Source organism: Streptomyces sp. NPDC033178, assembly GCF_055577685.1.
In genome coordinates this window covers 132,420-150,113 of sequence record NZ_JBVIPT010000014.1, presented here as the reverse complement: position 1 = coordinate 150,113, position 17,694 = coordinate 132,420, and the positions used below count along the sequence as shown (strand labels likewise).

14 protein-coding genes are annotated in these 17,694 nt (G+C 69.9%); 5 read left to right on the top strand and 9 right to left on the bottom strand.

All coding sequences use genetic code 11. The features are described from left to right. Positions 1-25: 25 nt before the first annotated feature. A complete protein-coding gene (locus ACZ5VQ_RS31460) occupies positions 26-448 on the bottom strand; it encodes an ACT domain-containing protein (protein ID WP_469107859.1) in 423 nt (140 codons plus the stop codon). Between the two features lie 9 nt (positions 449-457). After that, complete coding sequence (locus ACZ5VQ_RS31455) at positions 458-1,051, bottom strand: CGNR zinc finger domain-containing protein (protein WP_469107858.1); 594 nt, start codon at positions 1,049-1,051, stop codon at positions 458-460. Positions 1,052-1,145: 94 nt separating this feature from the next. On the opposite strand from ACZ5VQ_RS31455, the gene ACZ5VQ_RS31450 reads away from it, so the two are divergent. Then, a complete protein-coding gene (locus ACZ5VQ_RS31450; protein WP_469107857.1) occupies positions 1,146-1,799 on the top strand; it encodes a pyridoxine/pyridoxamine 5'-phosphate oxidase in 654 nt (217 codons plus the stop codon). Positions 1,800-2,006: 207 nt separating this feature from the next. Here ACZ5VQ_RS31450 and ACZ5VQ_RS31445 read toward each other — a convergent pair whose 3' ends face one another. The 5 genes from ACZ5VQ_RS31445 to ACZ5VQ_RS31425 all read right to left on the bottom strand — a co-directional run bounded on the left by ACZ5VQ_RS31445 (position 2,007) and on the right by ACZ5VQ_RS31425 (position 6,490). Next, complete coding sequence (locus ACZ5VQ_RS31445) at positions 2,007-2,249, bottom strand: DUF397 domain-containing protein (protein ID WP_055617755.1); 243 nt, start codon at positions 2,247-2,249, stop codon at positions 2,007-2,009. An 83-nt stretch (positions 2,250-2,332) separates the two neighbouring features. Next, complete coding sequence (locus tag ACZ5VQ_RS31440) at positions 2,333-3,499, bottom strand: thiolase domain-containing protein (RefSeq protein WP_469107856.1); 1,167 nt, start codon at positions 3,497-3,499, stop codon at positions 2,333-2,335. Further along, positions 3,496-4,560, bottom strand: coding sequence for a thiolase domain-containing protein (locus ACZ5VQ_RS31435; protein WP_469107855.1), 1,065 nt, complete (start codon positions 4,558-4,560; stop codon positions 3,496-3,498). Before ACZ5VQ_RS31435 ends, ACZ5VQ_RS31440 begins: the two co-directional genes overlap by 4 nt. After that, complete coding sequence (locus ACZ5VQ_RS31430; protein ID WP_469107854.1) at positions 4,561-5,502, bottom strand: Zn-ribbon domain-containing OB-fold protein; 942 nt, start codon at positions 5,500-5,502, stop codon at positions 4,561-4,563. It lies immediately after the preceding gene. Positions 5,503-5,689: 187 nt separating this feature from the next. Next, positions 5,690-6,490: a crotonase/enoyl-CoA hydratase family protein gene (locus ACZ5VQ_RS31425; RefSeq protein WP_469107853.1), complete on the bottom strand. Its 801-nt coding sequence runs from the start codon at positions 6,488-6,490 to the stop codon at positions 5,690-5,692. A gap of 187 nt (positions 6,491-6,677) precedes the next feature. Between ACZ5VQ_RS31425 and ACZ5VQ_RS31420 the strand changes: the two genes are divergently transcribed. Next, on the top strand, positions 6,678-8,300 hold the full coding sequence (locus ACZ5VQ_RS31420; RefSeq protein ID WP_469107852.1) for an acyl-CoA synthetase: 1,623 nt from the start codon (positions 6,678-6,680) through the stop codon (positions 8,298-8,300). Positions 8,301-8,456: 156 nt separating this feature from the next. Then, positions 8,457-9,752, top strand: a complete 1,296-nt coding sequence (gene paaK / locus ACZ5VQ_RS31415) for a phenylacetate--CoA ligase PaaK (RefSeq protein WP_469107851.1) — start codon at positions 8,457-8,459, stop codon at positions 9,750-9,752. 59 nt (positions 9,753-9,811) lie between these two features. Here paaK and ACZ5VQ_RS31410 read toward each other — a convergent pair whose 3' ends face one another. Next, positions 9,812-11,926: a sulfatase gene (locus tag ACZ5VQ_RS31410; protein ID WP_469107850.1), complete on the bottom strand. Its 2,115-nt coding sequence runs from the start codon at positions 11,924-11,926 to the stop codon at positions 9,812-9,814. 167 nt (positions 11,927-12,093) lie between these two features. Continuing rightward, positions 12,094-13,596, bottom strand: a complete 1,503-nt coding sequence (locus ACZ5VQ_RS31405) for an acyl-CoA synthetase (RefSeq protein ID WP_469107849.1) — start codon at positions 13,594-13,596, stop codon at positions 12,094-12,096. A 132-nt stretch (positions 13,597-13,728) separates the two neighbouring features. Here ACZ5VQ_RS31405 and ACZ5VQ_RS31400 point away from each other — a divergent pair, with 132 nt between their 5' ends. Then, positions 13,729-16,134: a penicillin acylase family protein gene (locus tag ACZ5VQ_RS31400; protein WP_469107848.1), complete on the top strand. Its 2,406-nt coding sequence runs from the start codon at positions 13,729-13,731 to the stop codon at positions 16,132-16,134. Between the two features lie 215 nt (positions 16,135-16,349). Beyond that, a complete protein-coding gene (locus ACZ5VQ_RS31395) occupies positions 16,350-17,693 on the top strand; it encodes an acyltransferase family protein (protein ID WP_469107847.1) in 1,344 nt (447 codons plus the stop codon). Position 17,694 lies beyond the last annotated feature (1 nt).

Here is a 17,694-nt window from a genome sequence, read left to right as displayed (position 1 = left end):
CCAGTGGCGTGGACCCGTTGGACCGTTACTGACCGGAGCGGTCGGCCAGCTGTTCCAGAAGGGCCACGGCCTCGGCGGCGCGCTCGTGCGGCACGAAGAGGTGATCGTGGTGGAAGCCCGCCACGACGTTGCAGCTCAGGCCCGCTTCGGCCAGTGCCTGGGCGACGGCGGCGGTGAGGCCGACGGCGTCCAGCGCGGAGTGGATGCGCAGGGTGATCCAGGCGGCCACGAAGTCGTAGGTCAGACGTGCGGCGTCGGCGTCCTCCTGCTCGACGACGAGGGTGAGGCCCTCGTCCTCGACGACGGTGACGACCGGTGAGAGTCCTGGGGGCGCAGTGGTGCCGGGGACGGTGGTGAAGACGAAGCGGCCGGGGTGCAGGGCGGGTGCCATACCGCTCAGCAGTCGACCGAGATCACGTTCCGCGCTCTTACCGCCAGGACCACTCATACCCGGAGGCTATGCCGTTTTCTTGTGTCGTTCGTGGTGGCGGGCGACGCGGGCACGATTGCCGCACGAGGGCTTGCACCATTCCTGACGGGGGTGGTCCTTGAGGAAGTAGCGCACACAGCGCGGCGCGTGGCAGGCGCGCAGCCGCTGTCGGTCGGGGCTCGCGAGAAAGGCGATGGCCGCGCGGGCGAGGGCCGCGGTGAGCTCGGCGTCGCCGTGCGCGGGTTCCTGGCGTACGACGGGGTCTGCGCCCTCCGTCCACGACAGTACGGGGACGGTCGGGGTCAGGGCCGCGCGGGTGTTGAGCCGTTCGACGGCGTCCCGTACGGGCATCAGCCGGGCGGCGTCGGCCGGGCTCGGCTCGCCGGGGAGCACGGCGCGGGCGAACAGGGCACGGACGGCGGCGCGCACGTCCCGCACCGCGGCCAGGTCCGTGTCGCCGGCCTCGAACCCGTGGGCGCCCGTCTCCGGACGCTCGCGCACCCAGGCGGTGAGGCCGTCCGCGGTGGCGAGGTCGTCGGCGACTCCGCCGTTGCCGTCGTGGCGGATGGTGAGGGCGAGATCCAGGGCGAGGCGGGCGTCCGCGCCGATCGAGGCGTTCATGGGCTAATGATACGGTCAACGACATCCATTAGCGCACGCGCGCACCTCTCGGCGCCCGAGCGCGTCCATGAGCGCCGGAGCGGGGAGTGCGTCGGTGGAGGATCTGCGTCAACTGCTGCGTGGCCTGGAGGTGTTCGCGGGCGAACTGCCCGTGTTCGACCCGTCCGAGGCGCCGGACACACCGGCGGAGTTGTTCGCCGAGTGGCTGCTCGCCGCCGTGGACGCCAGGGTGCGCGAACCGCACGCCATGACCGTCTCCACGGCCGGTGCCGACGGAAATCCCACGGCACGGACCCTGATCCTCAAGGGGATCGGCCCGGAAGGCTGGCGGTTCGCGTCGGACAGCGGCAGCGTCAAGGCCCGAGATCTGGCGGAGCGGCCCTATGCGGCGCTCACCTTCTACTGGTCGCCGCTCGCACGGCAGATCCGGGTACGTGGACCGGTCGCGCCGGAGAGTCCCGAGGACAGTGCGGCCGACTTCCTGGCACGGAGTGCCGGTGCCCGCGCGGAGGCTCTGCTCGGCCGTCAGTCGCGGCCCCTCGCGGACCTCGCCGAGCGCGACACCGCGGTGAAGGAGTCGCTGGCCCGGCTGGAGGCCGACCCGGATCTCGTGGCGCCCGGCTGGACGCTGCACTCGGTGCGCCCCGAGTCCGTCGAGTTCTGGCAGGGCGACAGGGAGCGACGGCACACGCGACTGGCGTATGTGCGGTCCGGGGACGGATGGGTCAAGCAGTTGCTGTGGCCGTGAACGCGCAGCCGGGTGCATTGCTGTGACCGGGCCGAATGCCCGCGCGAGGCTCGTCGGCGACCTCGGTTTCCCAGGGCCGACCTCACTCAGGCCAGGTCCCGGGAAACAGCCGAAGATCGCGTATCCCGGACAGGGGCGGAACCGCCCGCGTCCCGGACAGGGGCGGAACCGCACCCCTCTCGTCGGGTCAGGCTCCCCCACGTCCTCTCACGTGAGGTCGAACTCCCCTTCCCGCGCCCCCGACACGAACGCGCCCCATTCCGCGGGCGTGAAGATCAAAGAGGGGCTTTCCGGGCGGCCACTGTTGCGCATCGCGATGAAGCCTTCGACGAAGGCGATCTGGACATCCCCCTGTCCTCGGCTGCTGGAATGCCAGTCGGCGCTGCTGAGGTCAAGCTCCGGCTTGTCCCAGCCCGCGAGCGGGTGCTGCTGGATGGTGCTCTCGGCCACGTCCGTGCTCCTCCCGGTTCGTCGTCCGCGGCCAGCCTAGCTTTCGCCCACTGCCCCGCACAGGCCACGTGAGGGGGACAGCTTCAGGAGGTCGGCGGCGTGGCTCCGACCAGCCACATCGAGAAGAACTGGGACCCGCCGCCATAGGCGTGCCCGAGGACCCGGCGGGCACCGTCCACCTGGTGCTCTCCGGCCTGTCCACGCACCTGAAGTGCGGCTTCCGCGAAGCGGATCATCCCGGAGGCCCCGATCGGGTTGGTGGAAAGCACGCCGCCCGACATGTTCACCGGCAGGTCGCCGTCGAGTTCCGTGACCCCGGACTCGGTGAGTTTCCACCCCTCGCCCTCCGCGGCGAAGCCGAGATTCTCCAGCCACATGGGCTCGTACCAGGAGAACGGGACGTACATTTCCACCGCGTCGATCTCTCGGCGGGGGTCGGCGATACCGGCCTGCCGGTACACGTCGGCCGCGCAGTCCTTGCCGGCCTGCGGCGAGACGAAGTCCTTGCCCGCGAAGAGCGTCGGCTCGCTACGCATCGCGCCGCCGTGCATCCAGGCGGGCGGACGCGGCGAACGGGCCGCTCCGGCACGGTCGGTGAGGATCATCGCGCACGCGCCGTCGGAGGACGGGCAGGTCTCCGAGTAGCGGATCGGGTCCCAGAGCATGGGCGAGGCCTGGACCTTCTCCAGCGTGATGTCGTGCTCGTGGAGATGCGCGTAGGGGTTCTTGAGCGCGTTGCGGCGGTCCTTGTACGCGACGAGGGAGCCGACTCCGTCGGGGGCGCCGGTGCGTCGCATGTAGGCGCGTACGTGCGGGGCGAAGAAGCCGCCCGCGCCGGCGAGCAGGGGCTGCTGGAAGGGGATCGGCAGGGACAGGCCCCACATGGCGTTCGACTCGGACTGCTTCTCGAAGGCGAGGGTCAGTACGGTGCCGTGGACGCGGCCCGCGATCAGGTTCGTGGCGACGAGCGCGGTGGAGCCACCGACGGAGCCCGCGGTGTGGACGCGCAGCATCGGCTTGCCCACCGCGCCGAGGGCGTCGGCGAGGTAGAGCTCGGGCATCATGACGCCCTCGAAGAAGTCGGGCGCCTTGCCGATGACGACAGCGTCGATGTCCGCCCACGTCAACTCGGCGTCCGCGAGCGCACGTTGGGCGGCCTCCCGGACAAGTCCCGCGATCGACACGTCCCTTCGGGCCGCGACGTGCTTGGTCTGGCCGATCCCGACGACGGCCACGGGCTCCTTGCTCATCGCGGGTCTCCCTCCAGTACGGCGACCAGGTTCTGTTGCAGACACGGACCCGAAGTGGCGTGTGCCAACGCCCGGTCGGAGTCGCCGCGCTGGATCCGGGCGGCCGCCTCGCCGATGCGGATGAGGCCCGCGGCCATGATGGGGTTGGCGGCGAGCGGTCCCCCGGACGGGTTGACGTCGACGCTGTCGTCCAGCCGCAGGGCCTTGCGCAGCACCACCTCCTGCGAGGTGAACGCGGCGTGCAACTCGGCGGTGTCGACGGGCCGTTCGAAAGCCCCGGCCCGTTCCGCCGCCAGCCGTGAGGACGGCGAGTCTGTGAGGTCCCGTACGCCGAGACCGTGTGCCTCGATGCGGTGGTCCATGCCCCGGATCCAGGCGGGCCGCTCGCACAGGTCACGGGCCCGCTCACCCGCGGCGAGGATCACCGCGGCCGCCCCGTCACCGATGGGCGGGCAGTCGCCGGTACGCAGGGGACGTACGGCGTAGTCGCCCCGCGGCACCGAACCTCTCAGCTGGGCATGGGAATTGTCGGCGGCAGAGGCTCGGCTGCGGGCGGCGACGGCGGCCAGCGCGGGCTCGTCCGTGTCGCCCGCGTCGATGAGGGCCTGCGCCTGCAGGGCGGCCAGGGCTATGGAGTCCGGCCACAGGGGCGCCACGTAGTACGGGTCCAGCTGTCGGGTCAGTACGTCGCGCACGGAACCGGGGGACGACTTGCCGTATGCGTAGACGAGCGCGGTGTCGGCCTCGCCGGTGAGGAGCTTCGTCCAGGCCTCGTACAACGCCCAGGCCCCGTCCATCTCCACGTGCGACTCGGAGATCGGCGGCCAGGCGCCGACACCGTCGAGTGCCATCGTGAAGGAGAAGGCGCGTCCCGCGAGATAGTCGGAGGAGCCGGAGCAGGTGAACCCGATGTCGCTGGTCTTGAGTCCGGTCCGGTCCAGGACCTCGTGCAGGACGGGCATGAGCATCTCCACCTCGGAGAGCTCGTCGGTGGTGCGCAGATGGTCGGTCTGGGCGAAGGCGACGACGGCGATGTCCCTCAGCGGCCTCGGCGCGGGCATCTACACCAGCTCCTTGTACGTGTCGTAGTCCGCGTCGGGTTCGCCGGTGGGCCGGTAGTGGTCCGGGTAGCGGCCCCCGTCCGTCCACACCGGCTCGACGCGCAGGCCCATGCGCACCTGGTCGTACGGAATGCCGCCGATGCGTCCGTGCAGGGCGAGGTCGGCGCCGTCCAGGGCGATGTGCCCGTAGACGTAGGGCACTTCGATGTCGAGGTTCTTCGCCTTGATGTTGACGATGCAGTACGTCGTGAGTGTGCCGCGCGGCCCTACTTCCACGTGTTCCGATGTGGCCACACCACAGGTGGGGCACGCCCCTCTCGGCGGGACGTACACCTTGCGGCAGGACGGGCAGCGCTCGCCGACGGCCCGCCGGTCGGAGAGCGCGTTGATGTAGCCGGACTGGGCGCGGCCGGGCGAGTAGGTGTAGTCGAGGCGGGCGGGCGCGACGATGCCGGTCACCATCTCCTCGAACCGGCCGTCGCTGCCGGTGAGTTCGGCGCTGCCACCCTCGTACGGTTCGAAGCAGGCGATGTCCGTGATGGCCCCCGAGCGTTCCTCGGCCCACCGGACGCGGACCCGCATCCCGGTGTGCACGGCCTCGGGCCCCGGGGCGTCGAGCGCGTGCAGCAGGCCGGTGTCGGCGCCGTCCGGTTTCACCAGGACCCAGGCGAACGGCGTGTCCAGCGGCTGGCCCCGGCGGGGTTCGTGGTTCCAGGCCCATGCGGTGACGGTCCCGGTGGACGCGACCTCGACCAGCTCACCGAGTTCCTCGGAGGTGACGGGGTCGTACTCGACGGGCGGCACCAGCGTCCGCCCGTCACGGGTCTTCACCCCGAGCACGACCCGCTCGCGCAGCCCGGTGAGAAACGCGCTCTGCACAGGCCCGAGGGATCGGGTGAAGGGAAACTCGACGACGAGGGGTGCTTTGAGGACTTCGGGCACGGTATCTCCTCACGGGACGGATGACCGCGTCCCGTCTGGGGGCGCGGGCTGTGGCACCTGCGGCGCTGTCGCATGGGCACGACCGGCGCCCCTTCAGGGGCGCGGGGCTGTATTTGATCTGCGGCTCCGCCGCGGGGCGCGACCAGCCACAACGGACCCGCAGCCTCGAACCGGCCTCCAGCAGAGCTCACTCCCGCCGATACACGGGCGGGCGCTTCTCTGCAAAAGCCCGCGCCCCCTCCTTCGCATCGGCCGTGTCGAAGACCGGCCACCCCCGCTTCAACTCGGCCGCGAGGCCGTCCCCCTCGCTCATCTCGGCGGTCTCGTACACGGACGCCTTCACTGCCTCGACGGCGAGCGGACCACAGGCGTTGACCTGCCCGGCGATCTCAAGGGCCTTCTCCAGGGCCGTCCCGTCGGGGACGACATGCCCGATCAGGCCGATGTCGGCGGCTTCCCGCGCCGAGTACGCACGGCCGGTGAGCAGCATCTCCAGCGCGTGCGTCCGCGGAATCTGCCGCTGGAGGCGGACCGTCGAGCCGCCGATCGGGAACAGCCCGCGCTTCACCTCGAAGAGCCCGAACGTGGCGGACTCCCCCGCGACCCGGATGTCGGTTCCCTGAAGGATCTCGGTTCCGCCGGCCACGCAGTGGCCCTCGACCGCGGCGATCACGGGTTTGCGGGGCCGATGATGGCGCAGCATCGCCTTCCAGTGCAGATCGGGGTCGGCCTTGAGGCGGTCCCGGTACTGCTCGCCCTCCATCCCCCTGCCCGCGAGGGCCTTGAGGTCCATGCCGGCACAGAACGCGCCGCCCGCGCCGGTGAGGATGATCGAGCGGATGGCGTCGTCCGCGTCGGCCTCGACCCAGCCGTCGTACAGGCCGACCAGCATCGGCAGCGAGAGTGCGTTCTTGGCCTCGGGCCTGTTGAGCGTGAGCACCAGTGTGGCGCCTTCGCGCTGCACGGTGAGGTGTTCCGTCCCACCCATTGCCGTCCTCCCGTCTCAGGAACGAGAACAGGTTGCAGGAGCGGAGGGGCCAGTTCAAGGGTTTTCTGACAGTCAGTCAGATTTCTTCTGCGCGGACCCTTCACAGTTGTGGCGGGCTTTGCTCTGATGACCGGCGAAGCGATGACGCACGTCCATTCGTCGAAGCTTGCCGGGGTCAGGAGGAGCGGTGGAGTACAACCTTGCCGACCTGTTCGAGTCGGTCGTCGACGTGGTCCCCGACCGCGAGGCGCTCGTCTACATCGACCACCCCGGCACGGGTGCGGAGCGCCGGCTCACGTACGCGGAGCTGGACGCGGCGGCCAACCGCGTCGCCCACCACCTGATCGACAGCGGCATACGCCCTGGTGAGCATCTCGGGCTGCACCTCTACAACGGCATCGAGTATCTCCAGACCGTCCTCGGCTGTCTCAAGGCCAGGATCGTGCCGGTCAACGTCAACTACCGCTATGTGGAAGAGGAGTTGGTCTACCTCTACCGGGACGCGGATCTGGCGGCGCTGGTCTTCGACACGGAGTTCACCGAACGGGTCGCGGCGGCCCTGCCACGCACCTCGGCGCTGCGCCATCTCGTACGGGTGGGCGCTCCGGCCCCTGACGCACCCGCGCTGCCGACGGTGGTGGACTTCGCCGACATCGAGGCCTCCGGATCGTCCGAGCGCGGCTTCCCGCCCCGCTCCCCCGACGACCAGTTCATCATCTACACCGGCGGCACGACCGGGATGCCCAAGGGTGTGATGTGGCGTCAGGAGGACCTGTTCTTCTCGGGGTTGGGCGGTGGCGCCCCGACCGGCGAGCCGGTGAAGACGCCGGAGGAGCTCGCCGAGCGGGTCGCGGCCGGCGGCGAGGGGATCACCTTCTTCCCCACGCCTCCGCTGATGCACGGCACCTCGACCCTCACCGCCTTCATCGGCTTCAACTTCGGCCAACGCATCGTGATCCACCGCAAGTTCGTGCCCGAGGAGGTGCTGCGGACCATCGAGAAGGAGAAGGTCACCAGCATGTCGCTGGTGGGCGACGCGATGCTGCGTCCCCTCATCGACGCGCTGAACGGGCCCATGAGGGGCACCGACACCTCGTCCATGTTCAGCGTCTCCTCCTCCGGCGCGATCATGTCGGAGACGGTGCGCGCGCAGTTCCAGGCGCTCATTCCGAACGTCATGCTGCTCAACAACTTCGGCTCCTCCGAGTCCGGCTTCAACGGCACGGCGACGGAGGACTCGGGCCCCGACCGCGGGTTCCGGATCCGCGTCAACTCCCGTACGCAGGTGGTGGATCCGGCGACCTACGAGCCGGTCCCCGTCGGCGAGGTGGGTCGCGTCGCCCAGCGCGGTCATGTGCCCCTCGGCTACTACAACGACCCGAAGAAGACCGCCGAGACCTTCTTCGAGAAGGACGGCGCGCGGTGGGTGCTGCTCGGCGACATGGCGACCGTCGACGAGGAGGGGGTCGTCACCGTTCTCGGGCGCGGTTCGCAGTGCATCAACACCGGCGGCGAGAAGGTGTATCCGGAGGAGGTCGAGCAGGCGCTCAAGTCGCATCCCGACGTGTACGACGCACTGGTCGCCGGAGTGCCCGACGAGAAGTGGGGCAACCATGTGGCGGCCGTGGTCCAGCTGCGCGCGGGCGCCGGACAGCCGTCGCTGGACGACATCCAGACCCACTGCCGGACCCATCTCGCGGGCTACAAGATCCCACGCCAGCTGGTGATCACGCACTCCATCCAGCGCTCGCCGAGCGGCAAGGCCGACTACCGGTGGGCACGCTCGGTGGCGGCGGAGGCCGCCCGCTGAACCTGACCCCTGGCGCGCGCCGCGCAGACCCCCACCTCTTCCTCGTGTGGGCGCCCCATGTCTTGACGACCGCCCGTACCCCTGAATTACTGATCCAGAGCAGAGCGACCGAATGATCGGTCGCCCGTAATGGATCGTTTTTGAGGGAGCGGCCCGATGGCGGATTCGACGGACCTGCTGGACGAGGGCGAGCGGCTCGACGCGGAGGGCCTGCGCGCACTCCAGCTGGAGCGGATGAGGGCTTCGCTGCGGCACGCGTACGAGAACGTGCCCTTCTACCGGGACTCCTTCGACAAGGCGGGGCTCCGGCCCGAGGACTGCCACTCGCTCGCCGATCTGGCGCGCTTCCCCTTCACCACGAAGGCGGACCTGCGCGAGAACTATCCGTACGGGATGTTCGCCGTGCCGCGGGACCGTATCCGCCGCATCCACGCGTCGAGCGGTACCACCGGGCGCCCCACGGTCGTCGGCTACACCGAGAACGACCTTTCCATGTGGTCCGACATGGTGGCGCGCTCACTCCGCGCGGCCGGCGCCCGGCCCGGTGACACGGTGCATGTGGCGTACGGCTATGGGCTGTTCACCGGCGGGCTCGGCGCCCACTACGGCGCCGAACGGCTCGGCTGTACGGTGATCCCCGCATCCGGCGGCATGACCGCACGCCAGGTGCAGCTGATCCAGGATCTGAAGCCCGGGATCATCATGGTGACGCCCTCCTACATGCTGACGCTCCTCGACGAGTTCGAGCGGCAGGGCGTGGACCCGCGGCACACCTCGCTCCGGGTGGGTGTCTTCGGTGCCGAGCCCTGGACCGAGGAGATGCGCCGGGAGATCGAGGAACGGTTCGCGATCGACGCGGTCGACATATACGGGCTGTCGGAGGTGATCGGCCCGGGAGTCGCCCAGGAGTGCGTCGAGACGAAGGACGGACTGCACATCTGGGAGGACCACTTCTACCCGGAGGTCGTCGATCCGTTCACCGGCGAGGTGCTGCCGGACGGCGAGGAGGGCGAGCTGGTCTTCACCTCGCTCACCAAGGAAGCCATGCCCGTGATCCGCTACCGGACCCGGGACCTCACACGGCTGCTGCCCGGTACGGCCCGGGTCTTCCGCCGGATGCAGAAGATCACCGGGCGCAGTGACGACATGGTCATCCTGCGCGGCGTGAACCTCTTCCCCACCCAGATCGAGGAGATCGTCCTGCGCACACCGGGCGTCGCCCCGCACTTCCAGCTGCGACTGACCCGCGACGGCCGCCTCGACGCGCTCACCGTGCGTGCCGAGGCCCGGGCCGGCGCCACGCCCGAGATCCGCGACGAGGCCGCGCGCTCCATCACAGCGGCCGTGAAGGACGGCATCGGCGTCTCGGTCACCGTCGAGATCGTCGAACCCGAGTCACTGGAACGGTCGGTGGGGAAGATCAAGCGGATCACGGACCTGCGCCCGCGCTAGGCCTGCCGTCGGCACCGGCACCGGACCGCGGTGCCCGTGCCCGTGCCGACGGCAACGCCCTACCGCTTGGCGGGCGTCGAGCCGTACGCGGTCAGGAAGCGGTCGCGGAAGGAGTCCATCCGCCACACCGGTGCCGACTTGTCGGGCTTGATGCCGTCCGTCCAGCCCCAGTCGTCGATCTTGTCGAGTACGGACTTGTCGTGGGCGACGATCGAGACGGGCACGTCCCGGCTGGCGTTGCTGCCGCTGACGCTGGCCAGGGGCTGGTGGTCGCCCAGGAACACGAGCACGGTGTTCTTGCTGCCGTACTTCACCACGTAGTCGATGAGGGAGTTCACCGAGTACTGGATGGACTTGCCGTACTCCTCCTTGACCTTCTTGGAGTCGTAGAAGACGTCCGCGGGGTCCTTGCCCGCCTTCTGGATGCCCTCGTAGACCGAGCCGTCGCCGACCTGGTCCCAGGGGATCATCTTGGGGATCGGTGCCCAGGGCTGATGGCTGGAGGTCAGGATGATCTCCGACATCAGCGGCTTGTCGCGCTTCTTGCCGTGCTCCAGACGCTCGAAGGCGCTCAGGGCGTACTGGTCGGGCATGGTCGACCAGCTGAACTTCGGGCCCTCGTAGCCGAGTTCGCGGGAGTCGTAGACGTTGTCGAGACCGTAGAACTTGCCCTCCGGCCAGTTCTTCTGGACGCCCGGCATGACGCCCACGGTCCGCCAGGCACCGGTGCGCTGGAAGGCGCCGGTGAGGGTCAGGTGCTCGCCCGCGGTGACGGTGCGATAGCGGTTCTGGTTGTTGATCCACAGGCCCGACAGGAAGGTCGAGTGGCCGAGCCAGCTGCTGCCGCCGTACGTCGCCGAGGTGAGCCAGCCGCTCTTGGCGGAGTAGCCGGCCTTGGTCAGTGCCTCGTTCTTGGCCGTGAGCGTCGCGTCGACGCCCGCGGCGGTGGCCTCGTCCTCGATCGCGCTGCGGCCGTAGCTCTCGATGAACGCGATCATGACGTCCTTGCCGCGCAGATCGGTGAGGAGCTGGTCGCCCGGGGTACCGCCGAAGGCGTCCTTCTTGGCCTCCTTGGCGAACGCCGCCTCGTCCTTGAGGGTCGCCTGCACCCGGTTCACACGGTCCTCGACACGGGCGACCGTGGTCCTGGCCGCGATCCCCGGACCGGACAGCTGCAGGCCGAGCGCCGCGCAGGTGACCCAGGCGGTCCCGACCACCAGCGTGACGCGGCTGGCCGCGTCACGGTTGCGGGTCATGACGTTGCTCACCCGGAGCACCGCCAGGGTCATCACGACGAGCACGATCAGGACGAGTGCCACGACCGCGATCACGGCACCGATCGCGCCGCCGTTGCCCATCGTGTCCTTGAGGTAGGACTGCGCGTCGTCGAACAGGACCCAGTCGAGGACCACGTTGAATCCCCGGCCGAGGAACATGTTGAAGCCGACATCGAGGAGGTTCAGGACGGTCAGCAGGCCGAGGATCGCGCCGGAGAGGATCGCCACCACGATCCGCGGCCTGCGCGGCAGGACGATGAGGACGGCGGCGCCGAGGACCGCCTCCACCGGGATGCGCAGGAACACGCCGGGCGTGAACTTGGGGGCGGAGGTCGGCATGAGGAGCGCGAAGCAGACGAGCAGGAGGGACAGGCTCGTGGCGGTCCATCCCACGTTGCGCGCAGCGACCGCGTGCCGGTCCCGCCACTTTCGGGGGGCTGCGGGCTCGTCCGGGGTCTCGGCGGGCTGGTCGTCGGCGGAGGTGTCCGGGTCCGAGGTGTCCTGGTCGGAGGCGGTGTCGCCCTCGACTGCGGGGTCCTTCTCGACGGCCGCGTCCTCCTCGACCGCGGAGGTCTTTTCGGCGGCCACGCTCTCCTCGACCGCCGCAGCCTCCTCAGGAGCCGCGTCCGGCTCAACCGCGGTGTTCTCCTCCGAGTCGACGGCAGAGGTCCCCTCCGCCTCGGTCTTCTCGTCGGCCTCGGAGGTCTTGTCGGTCTCGTCGGCCTCGGAGGTCTTGTCAGAGACCGCTGGGATGTCGACCGCCGGTTTCTCTTCGCCAAGAGTGCTGACCGGGGTGTCGTCGGGTGTGTCCGCCGGAGGAGTCTCCGGCGTCACGTCGGTCTCCGGGGTTGTCCGGTCCGTGTCCGGCAGCTGGCGAGAGTTCGTGGTGCGCGACAACCCGAAGGTCCTTCCGTGCGAAACCCGGTGGTGATGCGGCGGGCCAGGCTCGGGTAGTCGGGCCGCCGTTACTGGTACGGCTCACCGGCGGATTCAGTTCAACGACCGAGGATCCGACCACCAGGGATTCAACCACCGGGAATGTGACCGTCGCGCCCCGCCCAAGGTCAAACCTCTCCCAACCGGTCCCGCAGCTCCCGCTTGAGGATCTTCCCGCTGGCGTTGCGGGGCAGTTCGTCGACGAACACCACCCGCTTCGGCGCCTTGAAGTGGGCGAGGTTCTCGCGCGCGTGGGCGACCAGTTCGTCCTCCGTGACCGTGCCGCGGGGGACGACCACCGCGGTCACGGCCTCGATCCAGCGGTCGTCCGGCAGCCCGACCACCGCGACCTCGGCCACCTCTGGATGCGTGTAGAGCGCGTCCTCGACCTGTCGTGAAGCGACCAGGACGCCCCCGGAGTTGATGACGTCCTTCACCCGGTCGACGACGGTGAAGTATCCCTGGGCGTCCCGCACCACGAGATCGCCGGAGTGGAACCAGCCGTCCCGGAAGGCCTCGGCCGTCTCCTCGGGCTTGTCCCAGTAGCCCTCGCACAACTGCGGTGACCGGTAGACGACTTCACCGGACGCGCCGTCGGGCACGTCCTTGCCGTTCTCGTCGACCACTCTCGCGTCCACGAACAGCACCGGGCGCCCGCAGGAGTCCAGGCGCGCCTTCCTGTGCTCGTTCGGCGCGAGGACCATGGACAGCGGGCCGATCTCGCTCTGGCCGAAGCAGTTGTAGAAGGCCAGCTTGGGAAGCCGTTCCCGCAGCCGTTCGAGGACGGGCACCGGCATGATCGACGCCCCGTAGTACGCCTTGCGCAGCCCGCTCAGGTCGCGGGTCGCGAAGTCGGGGCGGTTCGACAGTCCGATCCACACGGTGGGCGGCGCGAAGAGGCTGTCCGCGCGGCCGGCCTCGATCAGGTCGAAGAGCTGCTCGGCGTCGGGTGCGTCGAGGATGGTGTTCCGCGCGCCGACCGCGAGATACGGCAGCAGGAACACATGCATCTGCGCCGAGTGGTACAGCGGCAGCGAGTGCACGGGCAGGTCGCCCGCACTCAGGTCGAGGGCGGTGATCGCGCTCAGGTACTCGTGCACCAGCGCGCGGTGCGTCATCATCGCGCCCTTCGGGAGGGCCGTCGTACCGGAGGTGTAGAGCAGCTGCACCAGATCCTCGGTGCGCGGCTCGGGTCCGTCGTACGGAGGTGTCGACTCCAGCCGCGCGAGCAGCGAGTCGTCGGCGTCGCGCAGCGGCACCACCCGTACGCCGTCGGGGAGTCGGTCCGCGAGGTCGGGGTCGGCCAGGACGAGCGTGCTGCCGGACTGGCCGACGATGTAGGAGAGGTCGTCGCCCGTCAGGTTCTGGTTGACCGGTACGTGTACGAGCCCGGCCCGCGAGCAGGCCAGGAAGCCGATGAGGTACGCGTCCGAGTTGTGGCCGTAGGCGCCGACGCGGTCGCCGGGGGCCGCGCCCGAGGAGGTCAGCACCTGGGCCGCGCGGGAGACGGCCTCGTCGAGTTCGGCGTACGTCCAGGAGCGGTCGCGGTAGGTGACCGCTGTGCGCTCGGGGGTACGTCGGGCACTGCGTCGCAGCACTCCGTCAACCGTGCTGCCGTGTCCAGGCGTCATGACACGTGATCCTCGTTCCGTTCCGTGAGCGGGGTCAAGTCCCGTACGAGGAGGTCAGGCCCCGAGCGCCTGCCCGGCGTACACCGTTGTCACGCTCAACCGCCCCTTCCCTCAATGATGTTGGGAGGCACGATGCGTAGCCGTCTGAGACAGCTCGTCGTCACGGCCGTCGCCCTGGCCACCGCCTCGGCCGCACTGCCGGCCGCCACGGCTCGGAGCCAGGACCGTCAGGAACGTCCCGCGCACGGTGGTCTGTCCGCCACCGTCCGCCATACCGAGTACGGCATTCCGCACATCGTCGCGAAGGACTACGCGAATCTCGGCTTCGGTACCGGCTGGGCGCAGGCCGCCGACCAGGTGTGTGTGCTCGCCGACGGCTTCGTGACCGTCCGCGGGGAGCGCTCCCGCGTATTCGGCCCCGAGGAGGCGCCGGACCGCTCGCTCTCGTCGGCCGGCGAGAACCTCTCCAGCGACCTGTACTTCCGCGGGGTGCGGGACGCCGGCACCGTGCAGAAGCTGCTGGACCAGCCCGCGCCCCGAGGGCCGAGCCGTCAGGCGAAGGACCTGATGCGCGGCTGGGCGGCCGGCTACAACGCCTGGCTGAAGCAGAAACGGATCAGCGACCCGGCGTGCAGGGGCGCCGCCTGGGTGCGGCCGGTCGCCGCGCTCGACGTGGCCACCCGCCTGTACGCCCTGTCCGTGCTCGGCGGTCAGGGAGGCACCGTCGACGACATCACCGCCGCGCGGCCACCCACCGGCTCCGCCACCCCGGCCGCCCGTACCCCGGACGCCGAGGACCTGGTCCGAGCCGTGCGTGATCTGCTGCCCGACGGCTCGATGGGTTCCAACGCGGTCGCCTTCGACGGCAGTACGACGGCGAACGGCCGTGGGCTGCTGCTGGGCAACCCGCACTATCCGTGGCAGGGCGGGCGCCGGTTCTGGCAGGCGCAGCAGACGATCCCGGGCGAGCTGAACGTCGCGGGCGGCTCGCTGCTCGGCACCCCGACGATCTCCATCGGTTACAACGCGCAGGTGGCGTGGAGCCACACCGTCTCGACCGGTGTCCCCTTCACCGTCCATCAGCTCGCGCTGGTTCCGGGCGATCCGACGGCCTACCTGGTCGACGGCACACCCGAGCGGATGACCGAGCGAACCGTGACCGTCGCGGTCAAGGACGGCACGCCGGTGACCCGATCGCAGTGGTGGACCCGCTACGGCCCGGTGCTCTCCTCCCCCGACGGCGAACTCCCGCTGCCCTGGACCACGACGACGGCGTACGCGCTGAACGACCCGAACGCGGCGAACCTGCGCTTCGCCGACACCTCCCTCGGCTTCAGCAAGGCGCGCAGCACCGCCGACGTCCTCGCATCACTCGCCCGGAACCAGGGCCTGCCCTGGGTGAACACCATCGCGGCCGACTCCTCGGGTCACACCCTGTTCAGCCAGTCGCAGGTACTGCCCCGCGTCACGAACGAGTTGGCGACCCGCTGCTCGACCGCGCTCGGCAAGGCCACATATCCGGCCGCGGGGGTCGCGGTCCTCGACGGTTCACGCGGTGACTGTGCGCTCGGCAGCGACGCCGACGCCGTACAGCCGGGAATCTTCGGGCCCGCGCGGATGCCGACGCTGAAGGACGCGCCGTACGCGGAGAACTCCAACGACAGCGCCTGGCTGGCCAACGCCGACCGGCCGCTGACGGGCTACGAGCGGATCTTCGGCACGGTCGGCACCCAGCGCTCGCTGCGCACCCGCGGCGCGATCGAGGACGTGGCGGCCATGGCCGGACGCGGTGGCCTGACCGTCAAGGACCTCCAGCGCCAGCAGTTCGCCAACCGGGTGCCCGCGGGTGATCTCGCGGCGGACTCCGCCGCCCGCGCGTGTGCCGCGCTTCCGGGAGGCTCGGCAACAGGCAGCGGCGGCAAGGCGGTTGACGTCTCGGAGGCCTGCGGTGTCCTCAAGGCGTGGGACCACTCCATGGACACCGACAGCAGGGGCGCGCTGCTCTTCGACCGGTTCTGGCGGAAGCTGATCAGGGCGGTGCCGGGTGCGCAGCTGTGGAAGGTGCCGTTCTCGGCGGCGGACCCGGTCCGCACCCCGAACACGCTGAACACGGACGCACCGGGCTTCGCCGGGGCCCTCGCCGACGCCGTGGCCGAGCTGCGTACGGCGGGGATCGCCCTGGACGCGAAACTCGGGGCGAACCAGTTCGTCGTACGCGGTGGTCAGCGCATCCCGGTTCCGGGCGGTACCGAGTCGCTCGGTGTGTGGAACAAGATCGAGCCGGTGTGGAACGCGGCGGCCGGCGGCTACAGCGAGGTCGGCATGGGGTCGAGCCACATCCAGGCGGTCGGCTGGGACGACAGCGGCTGCCCGGTGGCCCGGACGCTCCTCACGTACTCCCAGTCGTCGAATCCGGACTCGGACCACTTCGCCGACCAGACGCGGCTGTTCTCGCGCGAGAAGTGGGTGACGTCCCGATTCTGCGAGAAGGACATCCTCTCCTCGCCCGCGCTGAAGGTGGTGCGGGTGCACGAATAGGCAGGGAATAGGCAGGGAAACGTGTGGTCCCGCCCCGGCCAGGGCGGGACCACACGCATGCGCACCGGCCCGTCCTTTCGTTGAACATCAGCGACAAAGAGCGCGTAATAGTACTTATGGACATCAGGCCACCAATCCGGCCTCCCGCCCTGGGACGGTCACTCCCCGTATCCGAACCACTACCCGCACCGCGGACATCGGCCGGTCCACGGCGGTTGGCCTGGCTGGACGCGTTGCGTGGCATCGCGGCACTCGTCGTGGTGTTCGAGCACGCGTCGTACTCCTTCATGCCGGAGTTCCGTCAGGAAATGATGCCGCAGTTCAACACCGGCCGGTACGGCATCCTGGTGTTCTTCCTGGTCAGCGGCTACATCATCCCCGCGTCGCTGGAGCGCCGGGGCTGTGTCCGGACGTTCTGGATCGGACGGGCGTTCCGCATGTACCCGCTGTGGGCCACTGCCGTCGCGGCCGTTCTCGCCGTCAATCTCCTGGGCCTCGCGAACATGCGCGACTTCGGCGACCAGAGCACGGCCACGGCGGCCGTCGCCCATGCCGGCCTGCTTCAAGAGCTGCTCGGTACGCCCAGCGTCCTGCTCGTCCTGTGGACTCTCTCGTACGAGATGGCCTTCTATCTGCTGGTCGTCGCGCTCTTCACGGTTCGTCTGCACCAGCGATCGGGGACGGTCGCCGTCACCCTGGCCGTGCTCGCCGCCGTGAGCGTGGCGGCGGGCGTCACGCTGTCGGATTCCGCCCTGTCCGGCCTGGTCGGCACGGGCCCGCTGATCGGGATCGCCTCGGGCGCCCTGGTGGTCGCGATCTGCTGTGCGAGCACCGGGTCGCCCGCGCTTCGCGTGTTCGGCGGTGTGCTGGGCGGGGTGCTGGCGCTCGTCCTGGTGCCGCTCAACGGCACGGTCCCGCTGTGGGAAGGCCTGATCATCCTCGCCGTGATGTTCCTCGGCACCGCCGTCCAACGGGCCGAGAACGGTCGGAGCACCTGGTGGCGCGCGGGCTGCACGGCCGCGGTGGTGGTTGCCTGTGCCGTGGCCGGCGCGTACTGGAACAGCGACGAGGCCCCCTTCACCCGACAGGGCTGGATCGTGGCGTTCCTGCTGGCCGTGCTCACCTTCGGTGTCGCCCTGGCGTGGCGCCACCGGCGGATACCGCACTGGCTGATCTGGCTGGGGATGATCAGTTACTCGGTCTATCTGCTGCATCCGGTACTGCTGGCGGTGAGCGACGGCACGATCGGCCGGTGGCCGCGGGACAATCCCGTACTCGTGGTGGCGTTCCTTGCCGTGCTGCTGCCGCTGTGCGCACTGACCTATCGGTACATCGAGGCTCCGAGCCAGGCGTGGGGCCGGAAACTGGCCCGCCGCGTCGAGCCGTCGCGCCGGGCGCCTGTGCCGCAGGTACGCCCCAAGAAGCCGCAGGTGAGCCCCGGGAAGCCGCCGATACCTCCCGAGAACCCACCTGCGGCACGTCACACCACACGTCACACCACACGTTCCGTCGCCCCGGACCGAGCAGAAGTACAGGACGATGTGTCCGTCGGATCCTGAG